Origin of the sequence: Parafrankia irregularis (assembly GCF_001536285.1) — a bacterium.
Lineage (GTDB): Bacteria > Actinomycetota > Actinomycetes > Frankiales > Frankiaceae > Parafrankia > Parafrankia irregularis.
The window spans coordinates 33,854-47,899 of the sequence record NZ_FAOZ01000008.1 but is presented as its reverse complement, the minus strand read 5'-3'; the positions used below and the strand labels follow the sequence as shown (position 1 = coordinate 47,899).

Below are 14,046 nucleotides of genomic sequence, written 5' to 3'. Positions count from 1 at the left end.
TTTATCCGCAGCCTCCTCCGTCGTTGGTGGCAGGCTGCGGACACGGCTTCCTGGTATCGCCCCAGCTATCTCATCGCGCCTTTCGAGGTGGCAAGTCCGGTGGCTCCGCAGGGATGCGTTTTGCCGTCGTTTTCGCAATATTTCCCATTTGCAATCTCCTCGACAGCGCCTGAAATCCAGAACTGAGGGAGTTTTCGTGCGTGTCCGTCGTTCTTCGATCGTGCTCTCTGCTGTCGGTCTTGTGCTTCTCGCCGCCGCCGCACTTACTAGGTTCGTTGTGTTACCCGCGGGAACGAAGTTACCGAAGAGCACCGACATCACTGTCAAGTACACCGGTTCGGGAACGTTACTCGACGCGAAGGCACTGGCCGCGGGGGACACGGCGCATGCGCTCACGAAGGATGTCCCCATCAGTATCGACCGGCATACCTATGTGAAATCAGTGCACGGGGACCGGGCGATCGTCGGCGATGACGTGTCGGTCAATGCTGGTGGCGCCGTGCAGACGAACCGGCACACCTATGCGCTGGATCGAACAAGCCTTGCCGGTGTCGCGTCTCCGGACGCGACAGTCGTCGAGCCGACGACCGGAGCGCTTCCGGTGGCCTGGCCAATCGGTCCAAGCGCTTCGAAGCAGTACCAGCTGTATGACACCGCGACGCGACGGAGCTGGCCCGGGAAATACCTCGGGACGGGTTCGACGAACAGTCGTTCCACCTACCGGTTCAGGTATATCGCCTCAGCCGCGCTGAAGGACCCCGCGGTGGCGGCGGCGCTGCCGGCGGCGCTGCCCAAGGACCTGCTGTCGTCGCTTACCCCGCTGCTGCCCGCCGTAGCCACCGGCAAGCTGACCACCGCGCTGCCGTCACTGCCCGCGAATGTTCCGATCAGCTACACCGCCCGGACAACGGTGGTGGCGGTGGTCGACCAGCAGACCGGGCTGGTCGTCGACACCACACAGGACCAGCAGATCATCGCGAATCTGACCACGGCCGGGACGACGGTCGAGCTGCTGCCAGTGAGGGCGGTCAAGGTGAAGCTCACCGCTGCGTCGGTGGCGGAGCTCACGGACAAGGCGACCTCGGCCGGGAGACTCCTGCTTCTGATCGGTGTCGTCGTGCCGATCGTCCTCGCGATAGTCGGGCTGCTGCTCGTCGTCCTGGCCGCAATCCGCCGTACTCCACCCGTCGCCGTAGGCACGTCTTCCGCCGGTACAGGGGCTGACCGCGGCGATGTGGAGGAACCGGCACCCGCCAAGGCAGAACTGGACTGAGACGCTGCCTGTTGTGGTATCGGTGCTGGTGGAGGAGGCCTCGCTGTAGTCGATGACCGCGCTACGGCCCGGACCTCGCCCCGGTGGGGGCGAGGTCCGGGCTCGTCCGGGTCAGGAGCCGACGGGTCAGGCACCGGCGAGGCCGTTCGCGGTGCGCACGATGTTCACCATCCCTCGCATGATCTCGGTGAGGCCGTAGTCCTTGGGGGTGAAGACCGCCGCGACACCGAGCGCGGTCAACCTGTCCGCGTCGGCGGGCGGGATGATGCCACCCACCACCACTGGTACGTCCCCGAGCCCCGCGGCCCGCAACCCGTCCAGCACCTCGGGCACCAGGTTCATGTGCGAACCCGACAGCACCGACAACCCCACAAGGTGGACGTCCTCCTCCACCGCGGCGGCGACGATCTGGCCCGGGGTCAGCCGGATGCCCTGATAGACCACCTCGAAGCCGACATCACGGGCCCGCACCGCGATCTGCTCCGCGCCGTTCGAATGCCCGTCCAGCCCCGGCTTGCCGACCAGGAGCCGCAGCCGCCGCCCCAGCTCCTCACCGGTCCGGGTGACCAGCCCCCGCACCTCGGCCAGGCCCTCACCGGCCCCGGCGGTCACCGCCCCCGACACACCGGTCGGGGCCCGGTACTCACCGAACACCTCCCGCAGCACACCGGCCCACTCCCCGGTCGTCACCCCCGCCCGCGCACACGCCAACGTCGCCGGCATCAGGTTGACATCCGTCTTCGCCGCCTCCCGCAACCCCAGCAGCGCCTCATCCACCACCGCGGCGTCCCGGCCCGCCCGCCACACCGCGACCTGCTCGCGGGTGGCCTGCTCACCGGCCGGGTCGATGACCTGCACGGCCGTGTCCAGGTCCGCGAGCAGCGGATTCGGCTCGGTCTCGGTGAACCGGTTCACCCCGACCACAACGTCGTCACCGGACTCGATCCGCGCCCGCCGGGTCGCCTGCGACGCGACGAGCTGCGACTTCATATAGCCGCTCTCCACCGCCGCGATCGCCCCGCCCATCGCCTGGACCCGGTCGATCTCCTCGGTCGCGGCCGCGACCAGCTCGTCCACCCGGCCGTTCACGACCACCGAACCCTCGAACAGGTCCGGGTACTCCAACAGATCCGTCTCGTACGCCAGGATCTGCTGGATGCGCAACGACCACTGCTGATCCCACGGGCGCGGCAGGCCCAGCGCCTCGTTCCACGCCGGCAGCTGCAACGCCCGGCAGCGAGCGTCCTTCGACAGCGTGACCCCGAGCGCCTCCAGCACGATCCGGATCACGTTGTTCTCCGGCTGCGCCTCGGTCAGCCCCAGCGAGTTGACCTGCACCCCGTAACGGAACCGGCGGTGACGCGGGTCGGTGACGCCGTAGCGGGTGCGCAGCAGGTCATCCCACAGCGCGACGAACGCGCGCATCTTGCACAGCTCCTCGACGAACCGCACCCCCGCGTTCACGAAGAACGACATCCGGGCGCACACCTCACCCATCCGCTCCTGCGGAACCTGCCCGGACGCGACGACCGCGTCGAGCACGGCGATGACGGTGCACAGCGAGTAGGCCAGCTCCTGCACCGGCGTCGCGCCGGCCTCCTGCAGGTGGTAGCTGCAGATGTTGATCGGGTTCCAGCGCGGGATCTCGGTCACCGTGTAGGCGACCAGGTCGGTGATCAGCCGCAGCGACGGCCCCGGCGGGAACACATAGGTCCCGCGGGACAGGTACTCCTTGATGATGTCGTTCTGCGTCGTACCGGTCAGCTCCGCCGGCGCCGCACCCTGCTCCTCCGCTGCGACCTGGTAGAGCGCGAGCAGCCACATCGCCGTCGCGTTGATGGTCATCGACGTGTTCATCTTGCCCAGCGGGATCTGGTCGAACAGCGCCCTCATGTCACCCAGGTGCGCGATCGGGACCCCGACCTTGCCGACCTCACCCCGCGCCAGCACATGATCGGGGTCGTACCCGGTCTGGGTCGGCAGATCGAACGCCACCGACAGACCCGTCTGCCCCTTCGCGAGATTGCGCCGATACAGCGCGTTGCTCTCGGCCGGGCTCGAATGACCCGCATAGGTCCGGATGATCCACGGCCGATCCCGCTCTGGCCGAGCCGTCTCCGTCATCGCCGTCTCCTCGCGCTCCGTGCGGGGGTGGTGCCCGGAACCAGCGGTCGGGCATGACGGCACCAGGCGGCACAGGGCATGGCAGCACAGGCTTGGCCGTCACCGACGCCGGGCCGGGACAGAGATCGTTTGCCGCCAGCTCGAAGGCTGCCGGCGACCGAAGCAGAGTAACGGCCCGAGCCGCCCGCGCGCCCCGGATGTGACCTGGCCTACGACAAGGTTGAACCGGCCCGCGCCGGCGCCGAACCGGCCTGCGGGAGATGAACCGGGCTGTGAGATCCGGTCCGGTCGGCTCAGGAGGCGCAGATACCCGGGCTCAGGACCGTCATCAGCTTGGCCGGAATCGAACTGCACGCACCGGGACCGAGGGCGACCAGGGTCCAGGGCTCGTTGCCGACGCGCTTCCACACATGCGGGTCGGGCGCATCCGTTTCCGGCACGTCCTTGATCTCGGTCTGGGCGACGGCCCAGAACTCGTCATGTGCACTGTCGGCGCCCTCGATCGCGCCGTAGAACAGGGTGTCCTTGACGATGGTGACATCGTCCATGGTCGGCGTGGTGCTGCCGGGGGTCTTCTCGCGCACCTTCCAGGCGGCGAGCCACTGCAGCGGCAGGCGCACGCTCTGACGCTCGGTGGCCGACAGCGTCACCTTGTGCGGAGTGCCCTCGACTCGGCTCGTCGCCCAGCTCACCAACGGGAGAGCCGGGCTGAGGACCGGATTGTCGGGCAGCTCGGTCGTGGTGGTGACGGTGGCCGGCTCCTCGTCGTCGGCCCAGGCCAGTCCGAGAACGACCCCGAGCAGGATCGCGACCACGAACGAGCCCGCGACGAGAAGAGGTCGCTTCCGCTCGGTCCACGTCGCGGCGCCGGATCCGGCCACGCGACCACTGGCTGAGTCCACCCCTGCGGGCACCTCCACGTCCAGCATGTCTGCGTCTGCCCTCCACCATGCCATGCCTCGGCCTGATTATCGGGAAAGCATGCCCTATCGCGACTCGACATCCTCCGACGGGCGGTCGTCAGTCACGCACCGTCTCGCGACAGATCATTCCGGTGACGTATCTCGCGAGGCATCCGGAACCAGCGGTTCATGCACACTGCGCACCCGCAGCAGCTGCCCGAGGCGGTCGGCCGCCAGCAGCGGCCACAGCGCCGCGGGCACGTCCAGCAGAACCAGCGAACGCCCGATCGAACGCGCCCGCCGGGCACCGCCGAGCAGCACCCCGACACCGGCATTGTCCGTGAGCTCCAGGCCGCCGACATCCACGTGCAGCGGCCCACACCCCGCGTCGATCGCCGCGTGCAGCTGGATCCGCAGCTCACCGACGGATCGGACGTCCACCGTCCCGGTGAGCCGCACCGTCTGGTGCACGTCCACCTGGTTCGGGTCTGCATGGTGCATGTCCGCCCGGTGTGGGTCCGCCCGGTGTGGGTCGAGGTCGGGGCGATCGGCTGCCGCCACCGCCCGTACGGCGCCTGGAGGCACCACCGCCTGACCTGCCGACAGCACGTCCACCGAGGCCTCCGATCCCATGCACCGGCTGCCCGAGACGTCTGTCGGGGCCCGCCGTTGGGCACCTGGACACGCGCTCGAGCTGCCCGCACGAACCGGACATCCGACCGCGGAAGTGGGCCACTCGGAGCCCACTCGAACTGATGATCCCACCAACACGGCCACGATGTTCGGTTCCGCCGCGGCGACAGCCTGATCAGGGACGAAGTTCTCTCCGGCGGACCCGCGACGGTGCGACGATGGACCCGGCGGCAGCGATCCGGCGCCCTGCGCGGGATCGCCCAACGGCACGTCGCGCGTCCAGGAGGCGACCGTGGAGACCACCGCGCTCGGTTTTCTCTACGGGCCGACCCTGGTGCTGCTCACCATCGGCGTGCTGGTCTTCATCTGCCGGCTGACATCCGGTTCGGCGCCCCGTGGCCGGGCCGGCAGCCCCCGGAACGGCAGCGCCCGGCCCAGGAGCCCACGAGACGGCACATCCAGGCACAGCGGGCGCCGGCGACGTGGGCCACAGCGTGGGCATCCCCGCAACCGTGCCTCGAGGGCGGGCCGGGCCTGGCCCGGCGCCCGGCAGCCGCAGGACTTCGGCCTGCTCGTGCCGGTCGCCACCGGGCCGAAGGAACGGGCGGCGCAGGTGCGGGCCGTGCTGGCTGCCGGTGGGGTCCGCGCCACCCTCGGCCCGGCCGGGACGGTCCGGGCCCGGCATGGCCGCCCGGTCGAGCTCGCCCACGTGCTCGTCTTCGCCAACGACGTCCCCAGCGCGTTGCGGACCCTGCGGCAGGCCCGCGGCGCACCCGGCCAGCGGCCGGACCGCGGGCCGGACGGCGGCGGGCCGGGCAGCGGGTCAGCCGGCAAGCCGGGCGGCGGGGGCGGCACGAACCGCTGACCCCGCGCCCGACCTCGGAATTCGGGGCTGAGGGTTCAGGGGTTCAGGGGTTCAGGGCCGCGGCGTTTCAGGGCCTCGTGCCCTCAGAAGGCCTCAGGCGGCCACCACCGAGGGCGGCTCACGGCGTATCTGGGCGCCCAACCCGGTGAGGCTCTCGACGAAGTTCGCGTAACCCCGGTCGATGTGGTGCACGTCGCGGACCTCCGTGGTGCCCTCCGCGACCAGCCCGGCCAGCACCAGCGCCGCGCCGGCCCGGACGTCCGACGCCAGCACGGAGTCGCCCACCAGGCGGGGGGTGGGACGAACCACCACATGGTGGCCGTCGGTGCGCAGGTCCGCGCCGAGCTTGTGCAGTTCACGGCAGAACACGAACCTGCTGTCGAAGACGTTCTCCGTGATCAGGGACGTGCCCTCGCTGATCGCCTCCAACGCGATCACCTGGGGCAGCAGATCGGTCGGGAAGCCCGGATACGGCAGTGTGACGACATCGATCGACTTCGGCCGCCCCTGCGCGCTGACCCGGAAGCCGTCCGCATGCAGCTCCACCAGGGCACCGGCGTCGCAGAGCTTCTCCAGCACGATCCCCAGATGATCGGCGCGGCCATGGTGGATCATCACATCGCCATCGGTCATCAGCGCGCCGATCGCCCAGGTGCCCGCGACGATCCTGTCCGGCACCGTCCGGTGCGACACCGGGCTCAGCGTGTCGACACCGTCGACGACCAGCGTGGACGTGCCGACCCCGCCGATCCGCGCGCCCATCTCCACCAGCAGCGCGCACAGGTCCGCGATCTCCGGTTCCTGCGCGGCGTTGTCGATCACCGTGGTGCCCTTGGCCAGCACGCCGGCCATCAGCAGGTTCTCGGTCGCGCCGACGCTGGGGAAGTCCAGCCAGATCGACGCCCCCTGCAGGCGCCCGGACGAGCGGGCCACCAGCGCCCCCGCCTCGACGTCCACGACCGCGCCCAGCTTCGCCAGGCCGTTCATGTGGATGTCGAGCGCACGCGAGCCGATCGCGTCACCCCCCGGCAGCGCCACCCGGGCCTCGCCGCGGCGGGCCACCAGCGGCCCCAGCACGGCGACCGACGCACGGATCCGGCGGACCAGCTCCGCCGGTGCGGTGGACTCCACCATCTCGGGCACGTCGATGACGACCCGCCCCGCGTCCCGGTCACGTGAGGTGCTGGCACCGAGACCGCACAGGACGTCCGCCATCACCGACACGTCGAGGATGTCCGGCACGGCCTCCAACGTGGTGCGGCCGGGTGCGAGCAGGCTCGCCGCCATCAGCTTGAGCACCGAGTTCTTCGCACCCGGAACGGCGACCTCGCCGACCAGCCTGGTCCCGCCTGTCACGACGAAGCGTTCCACGGGCTCCGATGCTAGGTGCTGCGCGGGGGATCTTCAGACCAACCCCGGGGATTGGCCGCTGTGGACCACGATCGGACCCCCGGTCCGGCCTCCGCTGACGCCTCTTCTCCCACGCCGTCCAACGCGCCACTCTCCACACCAAGGAGACGAACGCCGTCATGGTGGCGCAGGACAGGCTCCTGCCGACCGGCCAGCGCGTCCGTGACCCGCACGGCGAACGCGGGCGTCGACCGCCGCACGACCTCCTCCACCGTGAGCCACTCGACCGCCGTGGCCTCCTCGGTCTCCGTCGGTGGCTCCGCCTCCGCCAGTTCCTCGGCGTGCCCCTCTCGGCAGAGAAAGACCAGCGCGACCACGCCCAGCGGCAGGTTCAGGTAGATCCCGGTGAGCCGCTCCGGCTCGACCGACATTCCGGTCTCCTCGCGAACCTCACGGCGAAGCGCCTGGTGAAAGGTCTCGCCGCGGTCGAGCACCCCACCCGGGATCTGCCAGGCCCCGTTGTCCCGCCGCCGAATGCAGACCACACGACCGTCACCCCTACGGATCACCGCGGCCACGCTGACACCGACGCTCACCTGCGTGTGGAGAACTCCCGGGACGTCCACGCCCGCATCATCGGTGGACGTGACAGCCACCTCCCACCACCTGGTGTCGGCGTGTTACTACTCTGAGGAGGCAGGTTCGGCGACGCGGGAGGCGATCACCGGGATGCGCACCACGGTGGCCAGGAGCTGGTCGTTCAAGGCTCACAACGAGGACACCTGCGGATCGCGCGCGGACGGCGCCTGGGTCATCGACGGCGCCTCGGCGCTGGAGCCAGGACCGCTCCTCGACGGGCTGCCCGGGCCCGCCTGGGTGAGCATCCTGGCCGGGGCCTATCTCAGCGAGGTCGACTGGGACGGGCAGGCGCTGCGGGACGTCCTGGTGGAGCTCATCGAGCACCTGATCGAGCGGGGTCGGCGAGCCGGGCTGGTCGACGCGGGCACCGCCCGCTCGTCCGGATTCCCCACCGCCGCGATCTCACTGGTCCGCCAGCGCGGCGTCCTGCTGGATGTCTGTCTGCTCGGCGACGCCCCCGTCGTGCTCAGCGGCTTCGCCAGCCCCGCAACCACCACGAGCACCGCCGACTCCGACGGCCCCGACGGCCCCGACGGCCCCGACGGTCAGCCGATGGTCCTCACGGATCCGCAGTACGACGATGTCGAGCGTGAGCTGCTCGGCCGGGTCCGGGCGAGCCTCGACCGAGGCGACGATCCGGCCACAGCCTATGGGCGACTCCACGAGACCCTGCTGGACCACCGCAGACGCCGCAACACCGACGCCGGCGCGTGGATCCTCGGCGACGTCCCGGCCGCCGCCGCGCACGCCCGCTGCCTGAGCGTGCCGCTGACCGGCGACGCGGAGGTTCTGATCTGCTCGGACGGGTTCGGCCGCCTGGTGGAACCGTTCGGTCTGGTGGACGGCTACGGTGCCCTGCTGGCCGCGGTCCGCCACGGAGCGGCCGGCGAACTGGTGGAGCGGCTGCGGGCGGTGGAGGCGGCCGACCCCGACCGCGTCCGCCGTCCGAGATTCGGCGCCAGCGACGACGCGAGCGTCGTACACGCCGTCCTCGCCCCGATTCTCGACCCGGGCGGCGCGGACGGGTCACAGTAGCGATCGCGATCGCGCCGGCTGTAACCGCGGGCATCCGCGCAGGCTCCCCCATACAGTGACGGCATGGCGGTGCACCTGACCCGGATCTACACCCGGACCGGCGACGACGGGACGACGGCGCTGGGCGACATGTCGCGGGTGCCGAAGACGTCGGTGCGGCTGGCGGCCTACGCGGACGTCGACGAGACGAACGCGGCGATCGGGGTGGCGCTCGCCCTCGGGGATCTCGGCGCTCTCGGGGATCCCGGCGCCGAGGTGCGGGAGACGCTCGCCCAGGTGCAGAACGACCTGTTCGACGTGGGCGCGGACCTGTGCTCCCCCGTGGTCGCGGAGCCGAAGTACCCACCGCTGCGGATCACCGACACGTATGTCGACCGGTTGGAGGAGGCCTGCGACCGGTACAACGAGACGCTGACGAAGCTCAACTCGTTCATCCTGCCGGGGGGCACTCCCGCCGCGGCACTGCTCCACGTGGCACGCACCGTGGCCCGTCGGGCCGAACGGTCCTGCTGGGCGCTGCTCGAGGCGGAGCCGGACAGCACGAACCCGCTGCCCGCCCGCTACCTGAACCGCCTGTCGGACCTGCTGTTCATCCTGTCCAGGGTCGCGAACCCCAACGGCGACGTGCTGTGGAAGCCCGGCGCCGGAGGCTGAGCGAACGCCGCCGGCAGGCCCGAAGATCCGAGGATTTTGGTCGTCCCAGCAGCCAGAATCCTCAAATCTTGCCCGGGAGCAAGGCTCTCCGTGGAGAAGCGGATGAGCGGTCGAATCCCGGGGGAAAACGGATCTGGCCCGGGCTCGGCGCTGGCGGGGTGCCAGCACCGGAAACCGGGCCAGAGTCAGAACAACAGTTCAGAACAAAGGAGTGCAGGTCAGGCGACCGTCGCGCTTTCCGCGAGGATGCTGACGCCCTCCTTGGTGACGGACAGGAAGCCGCCGTCGACACCGGCGGAGATCTCCTGCGAGCCGACCTTCACGCGGACGACCTGGTCACGGACCAGGACCGCCAGCATCGGGACGTGGCCCGGCAGGACACCGATGTCGCCCTCGACGGTCCGGGCGACGACCATGTCGGCGTCGCCGGACCACACCTCCTGCTCGGGCGAGACGATCGCCACCCGCATCGGCATTACAGGTTCTCCGCGTTCTTCTCGGCGTCCTCGATCCCGCCGCACATGAAGAACGCCTGCTCGGGCAGGTGGTCGTAGTCGCCCTGGGTGAGCTTGCGGAACGACTCGATCGTCTCCGCGACCGGGACGAACTTGCCGGGGATGCCGGTGAACTGCTCGGCCACGAAGAACGGCTGGGACAGGAACCGCTGGATACGACGGGCCCGGTTGACGAGGATCTTGTCCTCTTCGGAGAGCTCGTCGATACCGAGGATGGCGATGATGTCCTGCAGGTCCTTGTAGCGCTGCAGGATCCGCTGCACCTCACGGGCGGTGTCGTAGTGCGCCTGCCCGATGTAGCGCGGGTCCAGGATCCGGGAGTTCGAGTCGAGCGGGCTCACAGCCGGGTAGATACCCAGGTCGGAGATCGCTCGGTCGAGCACCGTGTTGGCGTCGAGGTGGGTGAACGTCGTCGCCGGAGCCGGGTCGGTCAGGTCGTCCGCGGGCACGTAGATCGCCTGCAGCGAGGTGATCGAGTGACCACGGGTCGAGGTGATCCGCTCCTGCAGGGCGCCCATCTCGTCGGCGAGCGTCGGCTGGTAGCCCACAGCGCTGGGCATCCGGCCGAGCAGCGTCGACACCTCGGAACCGGCCTGGGTGAACCGGAAGATGTTGTCGATGAACAGAAGCACGTCCTGCTTCTGCACGTCCCGGAAGTACTCGGCCATGGTGAGGGCGCCGAGGGCGACCCGCAGCCGGGTGCCGGGCGGCTCGTCCATCTGGCCGAAGACGAGGGCGGTGTCGTCGATGACGCCGGCCTCGGTCATCTCCAGGAAGAGGTCGTTGCCCTCACGGGTGCGCTCGCCGACACCGGCGAACACCGAGACGCCACCGAACTCCTTGGCGACTCGACGGATCATCTCCTGGATGATGACGGTCTTGCCGACGCCGGCGCCGCCCATCAGGCCGATCTTGCCGCCTCGTACGTACGGGGCGAGCAGGTCGATGACCTTGATGCCGGTCTCGAACATCTCGGTCTTCGACTCGAGCTGGTCGAAGGTCGGCGCCGAGCGGTGGATCGGCCAGTAGGTCTGGGCGTCGACGCTGTCCACGTCGAGCGGCCGGCCGAGCACGTTGAACACGTGCCCCTTGGTGGCATCCCCGACCGGGACGGAGATCGGCGCGCCGGTGTCCTGCACCGGAGCGCCACGGACGAGGCCGTCGGTCTGCTGCATCGAGATCGCGCGGACGGTGTTGTCGCCGATGTGCTGCGCGACCTCGAGGGTGAGGACCGCGGTCTCACCGTTGATGGTGCGCTCCACGTGCAGCGCGGTGTAGATCTCGGGCAGTTCGTCGGGTGCGAACTCGACGTCGACGACCGGTCCGATGACTCGGGCGACTCGGCCGATCCCCGGAGTCCGGCCCTCCGCCGTGGCCGGCGAGCTGGTGGTGACGGTCATGGCGTCCTCGGTTTCACTGTCGTTGCCCGCCGCCGCGGGCTTCGGGCTTGACGTTCGTCGGTGTCGACGGGCCGGAGTCCCACACCTGACTCCTAGTTGGCGGACGCCAGGGCGTTCGCGCCACCCACGATCTCGGAGATCTCCTGGGTGATCGCGTCCTGCCGGGCCCGGTTCGCGGCGCGGGTGTAGGTCTTGACCAGTTCCTCGGCGTTGTCGGTCGCCGACTTCATGGCCCGCTGGCGGGCGGCGGACTCGGAGGCCGCCGACTCCAGCAGGGCCGCGTACAGCCGGCTTTCGACGTACCGCGGCAGCAGCGCGTCGAGCACTGCCTCCGCCGACGGCTCGAACTCGTAGTTCGGCAACGGACCGCCGGGCGGCGGCTCGTTGTGCTCACGCAGCACCATCGGGAGCAGCCGGTGCGCGACCGCGGTCTGGGTCATCGCACTGACGTACTCGGTGAAGACGATGTGGATCTCGTCGACGCCGCCCTGGTCGGCCGGGGTGGTGAACGCCTCGATCAGCGCGTCCGCCACCGCCTTGGCATCGGTGTAGCCGGGCTGCTCGGAGAAGCCGGTGTACTCGCCGGCCAGCGTCCGCCCGCGGAAGCGGTAGTACGACACCGCCTTACGGCCGACCGCGTAGAGCTGCGGCTCCTTGCCTTCCTCGCGCAGCAGCTCGGCGAGCTCACCGGCGCGCTTGAGCGCGTTCGAGCTGTAGCCGCCGGCCAGGCCGCGGTCGCTGGTGATCACGACCACGGCCGCGCGGGACGGCTGCGGGTGCTCGGTGGTGAGCGGATGGGCGATCGTCGTCTGCGACGCCACCGCGGTGATCACTCGCGTGATCTCGTCCGCGTACGGCCGGGACGCGGTGACCCGCGCCCTGGCCTTGGCGATCCGCGAGGCGGCGATCAGCTCCATCGCCTTGGTGATCTTCTTGGTCGAGTTGACCGTCTTGATACGCCGCCGGTACTCCCGAAGCTGGCCCGCCATCGGTCAGCGGCCCTTGTTCTCGGACGGCTTCGGGTGGTGGACGGCGATCTCCTCACGCTCGACCGCGGACGGGTCGAGCGCCTCCGGGGTGGCCTCGTTCACCAGCGGGCTGCCGCTCGTCAGGGTGAACTGCTGCTTGAACTCGGCGATCGCCGAGGTCAGCGAGGCAACGGTGTCGTCACCGAGCTTGCCGGAGTTGACGATCGTGTCGTAGATGCCGCCGTGGGTCCGCCCGACGAAGTCGAGGAACTCGGTCTCGAAGCGGCGGATGTCCTCGACCGGCACGTCGTCCAGCTTGCCGGTGGTGCCGGCCCAGATGGAGACGACCTGGCGCTCGACGGAGAACGGCTTGTTCTGGGGCTGCTTGAGCAGCTCCACCAGCCGCGCACCGCGGGCGAGCTGGTCGCGCGAGGCCTTGTCCAGGTCGGAGCCGAACGCCGAGAAGGCCTCCAGCTCGCGGTACTGGGCCAGGTCGAGCCGAAGCCGGCCGGCGACCGACTTCATCGCCTTGACCTGCGCGCTACCACCAACTCGGGAGACCGAGGTACCGACGTTGATCGCCGGCCGGACGCCCTGGTTGAACAGGTCGGACTCCAGGAAGATCTGGCCGTCGGTGATCGAGATGACGTTCGTCGGGATGTAGGCCGAGATGTCGTTGGCCTTCGTCTCGATGATCGGCAGCCCGGTCAGCGAACCGCCGCCCAGCTCGTCCGAGAGCTTCGCGCAGCGCTCCAGCAGGCGGGAGTGCAAGTAGAAGACGTCGCCCGGGTAGGCCTCACGGCCCGGCGGGCGGCGCAGCAGCAGCGAGATGGCCCGGTAGGCCTCGGCCTGCTTGGAGAGGTCGTCGAAGACCACCAGCGCGTGCTGCCCGTTGTACATCCAGTGCTGCCCGATGGCGGAACCGGTGTAGGCGGCGATGTACTTGAAGCCGGCCGGCTCGTCCGCCGGGGCGGCGACGATGGTCGTGTAGGCCAGCGCGCCGGCCTCTTCAAGGGTGTTGACGACCTCGCGGATGGTCGACTTCTTCTGGCCGATGGCGACGTAGACGCACTTGACCTGCTTCTTCGGGTCGCCGGACAGCCAGTTGTCACGCTGGTTGATGATCGCGTCGATCGCGACCGTCGTCTTGCCGGTCTGCCGGTCGCCGATGATCAGCTGACGCTGACCACGACCGATGGCGGTCATCGCGTCGATGGCCTTGATGCCGGTCTGCAGCGGCTCCTTGACGGGCTGGCGCTCCACGACCGACGGCGCCTGCAGCTCGAGGGCACGGGTGCCCTCGGCCACGATGTCACCGAGGCCGTCGACCGGCCGGCCCAGCGGGTCGACGACCCGGCCGAGGAAGCCGTCGCCCACCGGGACGGCGAGGATCTCGCCGGTGCGGCGGACCTCCTGGCCCTCCTCGATGTGCTCGGCCTCGCCGAGGATGACGCAGCCGATCTCGCCGACCTCGAGGTTGAGAGCGAGGCCCAGCACGCCGCCGTGGAACTCCAGCAGCTCGTTGGTCATCGTGTGCGGAAGGCCCTCGACCCGCGCGATCCCGTCACCGGTCACGACAACGCGGCCGACCTCCTCCCGCTCACCGGAGGTGGCCTGGAAGGAGTCGACGTACTCCCGGAGGGCGTCGCGGATCTCCTCCGGCCGGATGGACAGCTCAGTCATCGCGT

General features: G+C 69.8%; 13 protein-coding genes. 4 read left to right on the top strand and 9 right to left on the bottom strand.

The window, feature by feature from the left end:
* Positions 1-196: 196 nt before the first annotated feature.
* Entirely contained in the window at positions 197-1,273 is a 1,077-nt protein-coding gene (locus AWX74_RS15050; protein ID WP_165615638.1) for a porin PorA family protein, read from the top strand.
* 126 nt (positions 1,274-1,399) lie between these two features.
* Here the strand turns inward: AWX74_RS15050 and AWX74_RS15045 are convergent, their stop codons facing one another.
* The 3 genes from AWX74_RS15045 to AWX74_RS15035 all read right to left on the bottom strand — a co-directional run bounded on the left by AWX74_RS15045 (position 1,400) and on the right by AWX74_RS15035 (position 4,914).
* Positions 1,400-3,397, bottom strand: coding sequence for a protein meaA (locus tag AWX74_RS15045; RefSeq protein ID WP_091277030.1), 1,998 nt, complete (start codon positions 3,395-3,397; stop codon positions 1,400-1,402).
* Between the two features lie 293 nt (positions 3,398-3,690).
* Positions 3,691-4,326, bottom strand: a complete 636-nt coding sequence (locus AWX74_RS15040; protein WP_091277027.1) for a hypothetical protein — start codon at positions 4,324-4,326, stop codon at positions 3,691-3,693.
* 117 nt (positions 4,327-4,443) lie between these two features.
* Complete coding sequence (locus AWX74_RS15035) at positions 4,444-4,914, bottom strand: STAS domain-containing protein (protein WP_242666247.1); 471 nt, start codon at positions 4,912-4,914, stop codon at positions 4,444-4,446.
* A 310-nt stretch (positions 4,915-5,224) separates the two neighbouring features.
* Here AWX74_RS15035 and AWX74_RS15030 point away from each other — a divergent pair, with 310 nt between their 5' ends.
* Positions 5,225-5,797, top strand: coding sequence for a hypothetical protein (locus AWX74_RS15030; protein WP_091277024.1), 573 nt, complete (start codon positions 5,225-5,227; stop codon positions 5,795-5,797).
* Positions 5,798-5,890: 93 nt separating this feature from the next.
* Here the strand turns inward: AWX74_RS15030 and murA are convergent, their stop codons facing one another.
* Both murA and AWX74_RS15020 read right to left on the bottom strand, forming a co-directional pair.
* On the bottom strand, positions 5,891-7,168 hold the full coding sequence (murA, locus tag AWX74_RS15025) for a UDP-N-acetylglucosamine 1-carboxyvinyltransferase (protein ID WP_242666246.1): 1,278 nt from the start codon (positions 7,166-7,168) through the stop codon (positions 5,891-5,893).
* Positions 7,169-7,179: 11 nt separating this feature from the next.
* Positions 7,180-7,803: an NUDIX hydrolase gene (locus tag AWX74_RS15020; RefSeq protein WP_311984598.1), complete on the bottom strand. Its 624-nt coding sequence runs from the start codon at positions 7,801-7,803 to the stop codon at positions 7,180-7,182.
* Between AWX74_RS15020 and AWX74_RS15015 the strand changes: the two genes are divergently transcribed.
* The gene (locus tag AWX74_RS15015) at positions 7,793-8,821 is read left to right on the top strand and encodes a hypothetical protein (protein ID WP_242666245.1); all 1,029 of its coding nucleotides are present in this window, start codon (positions 7,793-7,795) and stop codon (positions 8,819-8,821) included. The genes AWX74_RS15020 and AWX74_RS15015 overlap by 11 nt on opposite strands.
* 63 nt (positions 8,822-8,884) lie before the next feature.
* Positions 8,885-9,475: a cob(I)yrinic acid a,c-diamide adenosyltransferase gene (locus AWX74_RS15010; protein WP_091277020.1), complete on the top strand. Its 591-nt coding sequence runs from the start codon at positions 8,885-8,887 to the stop codon at positions 9,473-9,475.
* Positions 9,476-9,693: 218 nt separating this feature from the next.
* Here AWX74_RS15010 and AWX74_RS15005 read toward each other — a convergent pair whose 3' ends face one another.
* The 4 genes from AWX74_RS15005 to atpA all read right to left on the bottom strand — a co-directional run bounded on the left by AWX74_RS15005 (position 9,694) and on the right by atpA (position 14,041).
* Positions 9,694-9,951 carry a F0F1 ATP synthase subunit epsilon gene (locus AWX74_RS15005; RefSeq protein WP_006544715.1) on the bottom strand — a complete coding sequence of 86 codons (258 nt, stop codon included), beginning with the start codon at positions 9,949-9,951 and terminating at the stop codon, positions 9,694-9,696.
* Complete coding sequence (gene atpD, locus AWX74_RS15000) at positions 9,951-11,390, bottom strand: F0F1 ATP synthase subunit beta (protein WP_091277012.1); 1,440 nt, start codon at positions 11,388-11,390, stop codon at positions 9,951-9,953. Before atpD ends, AWX74_RS15005 begins: the two co-directional genes overlap by 1 nt.
* 92 nt (positions 11,391-11,482) lie before the next feature.
* Positions 11,483-12,379, bottom strand: coding sequence for a F0F1 ATP synthase subunit gamma (locus tag AWX74_RS14995; RefSeq protein WP_091277009.1), 897 nt, complete (start codon positions 12,377-12,379; stop codon positions 11,483-11,485).
* Positions 12,380-12,382: 3 nt separating this feature from the next.
* Positions 12,383-14,041, bottom strand: a complete 1,659-nt coding sequence (atpA, locus tag AWX74_RS14990; RefSeq protein WP_091277006.1) for a F0F1 ATP synthase subunit alpha — start codon at positions 14,039-14,041, stop codon at positions 12,383-12,385.
* Between the last annotated feature and the right edge of the window lie 5 nt (positions 14,042-14,046).

Coding starts and splice junctions, on each gene's coding strand:
- AWX74_RS15045 (WP_091277030.1), bottom strand. CDS start 3,397: ATGACGGAGACGGCTCGGCCAGAGCGGGATCGGCCGTGGATCATCCGG.
- AWX74_RS15040 (WP_091277027.1), bottom strand. CDS start 4,326: ATGCTGGACGTGGAGGTGCCCGCAGGGGTGGACTCAGCCAGTGGTCGC.
- AWX74_RS15010 (WP_091277020.1), top strand. CDS start 8,885: ATGGCGGTGCACCTGACCCGGATCTACACCCGGACCGGCGACGACGGG.
- AWX74_RS15005 (WP_006544715.1), bottom strand. CDS start 9,951: ATGCCGATGCGGGTGGCGATCGTCTCGCCCGAGCAGGAGGTGTGGTCC.
- atpD (WP_091277012.1), bottom strand. CDS start 11,390: ATGACCGTCACCACCAGCTCGCCGGCCACGGCGGAGGGCCGGACTCCG.
- AWX74_RS14995 (WP_091277009.1), bottom strand. CDS start 12,379: ATGGCGGGCCAGCTTCGGGAGTACCGGCGGCGTATCAAGACGGTCAAC.
- atpA (WP_091277006.1), bottom strand. CDS start 14,041: ATGACTGAGCTGTCCATCCGGCCGGAGGAGATCCGCGACGCCCTCCGG.